The sequence below is a fragment of the Coprobacillus sp. AF33-1AC genome, from assembly GCF_003475785.1.
Taxonomy (GTDB): Bacteria; Bacillota_I; Bacilli_A; order Erysipelotrichales; family Coprobacillaceae; genus Faecalibacillus.
In genome coordinates this window covers 224,463-231,689 of sequence record NZ_QRQB01000001.1, presented here as the reverse complement: position 1 = coordinate 231,689, position 7,227 = coordinate 224,463, and the positions used below count along the sequence as shown (strand labels likewise).

Below are 7,227 nucleotides of genomic sequence, written 5' to 3'. Positions count from 1 at the left end.
CTAAAGTAGACCCCCAAAGTTGAACCCCCTAAATTATTTGAATAGCCATATAAAGCTAGTTTTTCTAGCTTTTTTTCATTTTTAAAAGAAAAATACAAAAAAAAGACGTATATAAAAGAGAGGATACATAGAGGAGGGTATATGGAAGAAGTCTTGGTTTATTTTTCTTTAAAATACAAAGGTGATTTTAACAAGATATTGCAAGCATTAAAAAAGAAAGAAAAGGTAGGAGAAGATCGTGATTTGCTTTTAAAACAAGTTAAATGTAAGTATACGACAATTATTTCTAATGATTATCCCGAGGCATTAAAACAAATTAATTGTCCGCCATTTGTTCTTTATTACTATGGTGATTTGGAAATTTTAAAAACACACTGCATTGGTGTGATAGGTATGAGGGTACCAAGTGCTTATGGCAAAAGTGCAACGAATCGATTTGTTTACGATTTAGTTTGTCATCATTATACAATTGTAAGTGGAATGGCACTAGGAATTGATACTGTAGCGCATCGCACAGCACTCAATAATAACGGTAAGACAGTAGCAATACTAGGTGGAGGGATAGATTATTGTTATCCTAAAAGAAATTTGGATTTGTACAACCAAATAAAGGAAAATCATTTGATAATAAGCGAATATCCGGGTGATCTTGTACCTAGACAAGAATATTTTCCGCAAAGAAACAGATTGATTGCTGGATTAAGTGAATCTCTTTTGGTAACCGAAGCAAAGAAACGATCAGGAACAATGATTACTGTAGGATTTGCTTTGGATCAAGGAAAGGAAATTTTTTGTGTACCAGGGAGAATAACGGATAATAATGGATGTAATTATTTAATTCAACAAGGGGCAAAATTAGTTATGAGTGTTCATGATCTCTTGGATGAATGAATAAATAATATTGACAAAGTGAAAAAAAACAATAATAATAGTTTTTACAAAACGGGAGGTACGTTATGGGTAAAAAATTAGTTATCGTGGAATCACCTTCTAAGTCTAAGACCATTGAAAAGTATTTAGGAAGTGATTATCATGTAACATCGTCTAAAGGACATATCAGAGATTTGGCCACATCTGGAAAAGATGGGCTAGGTATTGATCAAGATAATAGTTATAAACCAAAATATGTTATTTCTAAGGATAAAAAAGATGTTGTTAAGGAATTAAAAGCTGAAGTTAAAGATGCATCTGAAGTATATCTTGCAACCGACCCTGATCGAGAAGGAGAAGCTATTTCTTGGCATTTAGCAGAGGTTTTAAAATTAGATATGGATCAAGATAATCGTGTTGTTTTTAATGAAGTAACCAAGGATGCTGTCATTGATGCTTTAAATCATCCACGTAAAATAGATCAAAATTTAGTTAAGTCGCAAGAAACAAGAAGAGTATTGGATCGTATTATAGGCTTTAAATTATCTAAATTATTACAAAAGAAGATAAAATCTAAATCAGCTGGACGTGTTCAGTCCGTGGCTTTACGTTTAATTGTTGAAAAAGAACGTGAAATAGAAGCATTTATTCCCGAAGAATATTGGAAGGTTAAAGCGGAATTTAATAAAGATGAGATTGATTTTCAAGCAGAATTAGCTAAATATCAAGGTAAGAAAATAGAAATTAAAAATGCCGAAGAAGCTAATGTGATTTATGAAAAATTAAATAAGACATTTACTGTAAGTGATGTTAAGAAAACAAAAAAGAAAAGAGAATCTAAACCTCCGTTTATTACATCAACATTACAACAAGAAGCATCGTCCAAGTTAAATTTTAAAGCAAGAAAAACAATGATGATTGCTCAAAAATTATATGAAGGTATTGATTTGGGTGATGAAACTGTAGGGTTAATTACTTACATGAGAACAGATTCAATTCGTTTATCCGATGTTTTTGTTGAGAGTGCTGAACAATATATTCAAGAAAAATATGGAAAAGAATATGTTGGTAAAGTAAAGAAAGCAAAAAAGACAGAGAATGTTCAAGATGCTCATGAAGGGATTAGACCAACAAGTGCTCTTCGTACACCTGAAAGTGTAAAAGAATACTTAAAGCCTGATGAATATAAATTATATAGTCTGATTTATGCACGTGCTATGGCTTCATTGATGGCACCGGCGCAATTTGATTCAACTGCATTGTCTTTGGATAATCAAGGTTATCAGTTCAAAGCCAATGGTTCTGTATTAAAGTTTGATGGATATTTACGCATATATAGTCCATATGAAAAACAAAGTAATGAACTATTGCCAGAAATGAAAATAGAAGAAACAATTGATAGTACAAAAATTGAAAAGACACAACATTTTACAAAACCACCAGCAAGATATACTGAGGCTAAACTTATTCGTGAAATGGAAGAATTAGGTATTGGAAGACCAAGTACCTATGCTTCAATTATTGATACTATTCAAACACGAGGATATGTAGAATTGGTTGATCGTGCTTTTAAACCAACAGAAACAGGAACGCTTACAAGTGATAGATTGACACAGTTTTTTAATGATATTATTAATGTTGAATATACAGCATCAATGGAAAAAGAACTCGATGATATAGCTGAAGGTGATGATGATTATTTTGATGCTATAGATAACTTCATTCATAAGTTCCAACCATTATTAGATGTAGCAAATGAAAAAATGGAAGTTATTGCTCCTAAAAAAACTGGTGAAAAATGTCCTGAGTGTGGTCATGATTTAGTAGAACGACATGGACGTTATGGTACGTTTATAGCTTGTGAAAACTATCCTGAATGTAAATACGTAAAGAAAGAAAAGGTTGAACCAGAATACACGGGTGAAGTATGTCCTAAATGTGGTAGTAAAATGGTATACAAAACAGGCCGTTTTGGAAAATTTGAAGCATGTTCAAACTATCCCGAATGTAAATACATTAAAAATAATCGTAAAAAGCAAGAACCAGTTATGACAGATGAAGTGTGTCCTAATTGTGGTTCGCCAGTTGTCATCAAGAAGGGAAGATGGGGCGAATTTAAAGCTTGTTCGAATTATCCAAAATGTAAAACCATTATAAAGTAGAACATTGGTTCTACTTTTTTTAAATTAAATTTGTTAAAATAGATAAGGGTGAAAGATATGGAAAAATTAAATGTTCATGTTATTGGCGCAGGGCTGGCTGGAGTGGAAGCAAGCTATCAATTAGCCAAACAAGGAATACAAGTTTACTTACATGAGATGCGACCTCATAAAATGACTCCAGCACATCATACATCCTATTTTGCAGAATTGGTTTGTTCCAATTCTTTAAGAGCAGATGGGTTAGGTAATGCTGTGGGTGTTTTAAAGAATGAAATGGAAAAATTAGATAGTGTGATTATTCGCTTTGCAAGAAAAAATCAGGTTCCAGCAGGAGGCGCTCTGGCAGTTGATCGTGAAGGTTTTTCAAAAGATATTACGGAATTTATTAGTAGTCATCCGTTGATTGAAGTGATTCATGATGAAGTGAAAACGATACCTGAAGGACCGGTTATTATTGCATCAGGACCATTAACGAGTGATACGTTAAGTAAAGATATTGCTAGTAAATTGGGCGAAGATTATTTTTATTTTTTTGATGCTGCTGCACCAATTATCGAAAAAGAAAGTATTAACATGGATAAGGCATACTATAGATCTCGCTATGATAAGGGGGATAATGAGTATATTAATTGTCCAATGACCGAGGAAGAATTTAATCATTTTTATGATGAATTGATGAATGCAGAGGTTGTTAAGCCTAAAGACTTTGAAGAAAAGTTTTTTGAAGGATGTATGCCTTTTGAAGAAATGGCAAGACGTGGGAAACAAACACTATTATTTGGACCAATGAAGCCGGTAGGTCTTACCAAGCCTGATGGGACAAAACCTTATGCAGTTGTACAATTAAGACAAGATAATGTCCAGGCAAGTTTATATAATATTGTAGGTTTTCAAACTCATTTAACTTGGCCTGAACAAAAAAGAATCATTCAAATGATACCAGGATTAGAAAATGCTCGTTTTGTACGCTATGGTGTCATGCATCGTAATTCATTTATTTGTTCGCCTGTGCATTTGAATGCTGATTATAGTGTTAAAGGGACAAAAGGATTGTTTATGGCAGGACAAATGACAGGGGTAGAAGGATATGTTGAATCAGCTCAAAGTGGTATGATTGCTGGAATCAATATGGTACGTTACTTACAAGGTAAAGAAAGTCTTATTTTTCCGCAAGAAACAATTATGGGTGCTTTAGCACATTATATTACTCATGGGGATCCAACTGATTTTCAACCAATGAAAGCTAATTTTGGAATTCTTCCTGATTTAAAAGAAAGAGTAAAGAAAAAAGAAAGAAAAGAAGCTTACGCTAAAAGAGCACAAGAAGTGATGGATCAATTTATAGATGAAAATGAATTACTATAAAAAAGAGTTTCTAGATTATCTTTTAAATCAAAAGAAATATTCAAAACTAACGGTCAACTCATATCAACGAGATATAGATGAATTTATAGGGTTTTTAAAGACGAAAAAAATAGAACGTTTTAATCAAGTTACTTACCAGGTTGTTAGAGGATATTTAACATGGCTTTATCAAAAAAAGTTAGCCCGAACAACAATTAATCGACGAATCAGTTCGTTACGCTCATTTTATCGCTATTTGTGCAAACAAGAATACATTGAAGATAATCCTATGGTTTTAATTGAAACATTAAAAACACCTAAAAGAAATCCGGATTTTTTGTATTATGAGGAAATGCAACAATTACTTGATAGCATAGATGTTTCTACTGATTTAGGGATTCGTAATCGTGCAATGCTAGAGTTGATGTATGCTTCTGGATTGAGATGTTCGGAAGTGGTTGGCTTAACACTCAAACAAATAGATTGGAACCAACAAGTTTTATTAATTCATGGAAAAGGTGATAAAGATAGGTATGTGCCTTTTCATGATTGCGCTAAAAAATGGCTCTTGAAGTATATTAATGAGGTAAGAAATAATTTTTGTGATGGTAGTCATCAATATGTTTTTGTTAATAATCGTGGCAATCAGATGACCAATAGAGGGTTAGAAGATGTTGTCAACCGTGTTGTTTATCAATTTGATCCAACCAGAAAAATACATCCGCATATGTTTAGACATTCTTTTGCAACTCATTTATTAAATGCGGGTGCTGATTTAAGATCAGTACAAGAATTATTAGGCCATGAGAATTTATCAACGACACAAATTTATACTCATGTTTCAAACGAACATTTAAAAGAGGTTTATATTAAAAACCATCCAAGAAATCGGTAAAAAAATCTTGTCTTTTATTTTAGGATATGCTAATATACATTAGGTATGAAAATACACACATTATGGATTCAGTTGACTAGTGCTTCTTATGAAGTGTCAATTGTTCGAAATAATGGAGGAAAAAACGAAAAGGAGGAAATTACACATGTCAGTAATTTCAATGAAAAAATTATTAGAAGTTGGTGTACATTTCGGTCACCAAACAAAAAGATGGAATCCAAAAATGGCTCCATACATCTTTACATCAAGAAATGGGATTTATATTATTGATTTACAAAAATCATCAAAGAAAATTGATGAAGCTTATAAAGCAATGAATGAAATCGCTGAAAAAGGTGGAAAAGTATTATTTGTAGGAACAAAAAAACAAGCTCAAGAAGCTGTTAAAGAAGAAGCAATTCGTTCTGGAAGTTTCTATGTTAACTCTCGTTGGTTAGGTGGAACATTAACAAACTTCAAAACAATTCAAAAAAGAATTAGAAGATTAAAAGAATTAGAAAAAATGGAAGAAGATGGAACTTTCGATGTTTTACCTAAAAAAGAAGTAATCTTACTTAAAAAAGAAGCTGCTAAGTTAGAAAAGAACTTAGGTGGAATTAAAGAAATGAGAAGACTTCCAAATGCTTTATTTGTTGTTGATCCAAAAGCAGAACACAACGCTGTAGCAGAAGCTAGAATCTTAGGTATTCCAGTATTTGGTATCGTTGATACTAACTGTGATCCTGATGAAGTAGATTATGTTATCCCAGCAAATGATGACGCTATTAGAGCTGTAAAATTAATTGTTGCTTCAATGGCTGATTCAATTTGCCAAGCTAAAAATGAACCTTTAACAGTTGCATTTGTTAAAGATGAAGATGAAAAAGAAGTAACTATGAATGATGCTGTTACTTCAGTTGAAAACAACAACAGAAGAGGACCTAGAAATAAAGGTGGAAGACCAGCACCTAGAAGAGAAGCAAAACCAACTGAAAATAAATAAGCTGGAACTGATATAAAAACTAGTTATAATGGGGAAAGCGTAGCTTTTCCCTTTTTAAATAAATAAATGGAGGAAATGAAAAATGGCTATTAGTGCAAAATTAGTTAAAGAATTACGTGAAAAAACTGGTGCCGGAATGATGGACTGTAAAAAAGCTCTAGAAGCTTGTGATGGTGATATTGAAGCATCATTTGACTGGTTAAGAGAAAAAGGAATTGCAAAAGCTGCAAAAAAAGCAGATCGTATTGCTGCTGAAGGGTTAACATCATTTGTATTAGATGGTAATACTGCTGCTATGGTTGAAGTTAACTCAGAAACTGACTTCGTTGCTAAAAACGCAGAATTCCAAGAATTAGTAAAAACAGTTTGTAGTACAGTTGCTACAAATAAACCTGCTGATTTAGATGCTGCATTAAAATTAGATGTAGATGGAAAAGACTTAGCTACAGTTATTGCTGAAGCAAGTGGTAAAATTGGTGAAAAATTATCTTTCAGAAGATTTGTTGTGATGACTAAAGAAGATAATGAAGTATTTGGTGCTTACTCTCACATGGGTGGTAAAATGACTGCGATCGTTAAATTAGCAGATGCTGATGAAGAAAAAGCAAGAGATATTGCTATGCACGTTGCTGCATGTAATCCAGAATATATTGACCAAAATGCTATCCCTCAAGAAGTTAAAGATAGAGAAGATGCTGTACAAACTGAAATTATGGCACAAGACGAAAGTCTTAAAAGCAAACCTGAAAAAGTTCTTGAAGGAATTAAAAGAGGAAAACTTAATAAAGTATTCTCTGCTATGTGCTTAATGGATCAAGAATTTATTAAAACTCCAAAAGAAACAGTTGCAAAATACTTAGGAAAAGGTAAAGTTTTAGAAATGGCTCGTTTCCAAGTTGGTGAAGGAATGGAAAAGAAAGTTGAAAACTTTGCTGAAGAAGTAGCTGCACAAATGGGTAAATAATATTTAAGGA

At 32.6% G+C, this 7,227-nt stretch carries 6 protein-coding genes; all 6 read left to right on the top strand.

Annotated elements, in window-relative coordinates; all coding sequences use genetic code 11:
- The first annotated feature begins 141 nt into the window (after window positions 1-141).
- The 6 genes from dprA to tsf all read left to right on the top strand — a co-directional run bounded on the left by dprA (window position 142) and on the right by tsf (window position 7,217).
- Window positions 142-891, top strand: coding sequence for a DNA-processing protein DprA (dprA, locus tag DWZ53_RS01190; RefSeq protein WP_118431182.1), 750 nt, complete (start codon window positions 142-144; stop codon window positions 889-891).
- Between the two features lie 65 nt (window positions 892-956).
- A complete protein-coding gene (gene topA / locus DWZ53_RS01185; protein ID WP_118431180.1) occupies window positions 957-3,032 on the top strand; it encodes a type I DNA topoisomerase in 2,076 nt (691 codons plus the stop codon).
- A gap of 57 nt (window positions 3,033-3,089) precedes the next feature.
- Window positions 3,090-4,397, top strand: a complete 1,308-nt coding sequence (gene trmFO / locus DWZ53_RS01180; RefSeq protein ID WP_118431178.1) for a methylenetetrahydrofolate--tRNA-(uracil(54)-C(5))-methyltransferase (FADH(2)-oxidizing) TrmFO — start codon at window positions 3,090-3,092, stop codon at window positions 4,395-4,397.
- Window positions 4,384-5,271 (top strand): tyrosine recombinase XerC, encoded by an 888-nt coding sequence (gene xerC / locus DWZ53_RS01175; protein ID WP_118431192.1) that lies wholly within the window; start codon window positions 4,384-4,386, stop codon window positions 5,269-5,271. Before trmFO ends, xerC begins: the two co-directional genes overlap by 14 nt.
- A gap of 145 nt (window positions 5,272-5,416) precedes the next feature.
- A complete protein-coding gene (gene rpsB, locus DWZ53_RS01170) occupies window positions 5,417-6,253 on the top strand; it encodes a 30S ribosomal protein S2 (protein WP_118431176.1) in 837 nt (278 codons plus the stop codon).
- Window positions 6,254-6,335: 82 nt separating this feature from the next.
- A complete protein-coding gene (gene tsf / locus DWZ53_RS01165) occupies window positions 6,336-7,217 on the top strand; it encodes a translation elongation factor Ts (RefSeq protein ID WP_118431174.1) in 882 nt (293 codons plus the stop codon).
- Window positions 7,218-7,227 lie beyond the last annotated feature (10 nt).

Coding starts and splice junctions, on each gene's coding strand:
- dprA (WP_118431182.1), top strand. CDS start 142: ATGGAAGAAGTCTTGGTTTATTTTTCTTTAAAATACAAAGGTGATTTT.
- topA (WP_118431180.1), top strand. CDS start 957: ATGGGTAAAAAATTAGTTATCGTGGAATCACCTTCTAAGTCTAAGACC.
- trmFO (WP_118431178.1), top strand. CDS start 3,090: ATGGAAAAATTAAATGTTCATGTTATTGGCGCAGGGCTGGCTGGAGTG.
- xerC (WP_118431192.1), top strand. CDS start 4,384: ATGAATTACTATAAAAAAGAGTTTCTAGATTATCTTTTAAATCAAAAG.
- rpsB (WP_118431176.1), top strand. CDS start 5,417: ATGTCAGTAATTTCAATGAAAAAATTATTAGAAGTTGGTGTACATTTC.
- tsf (WP_118431174.1), top strand. CDS start 6,336: ATGGCTATTAGTGCAAAATTAGTTAAAGAATTACGTGAAAAAACTGGT.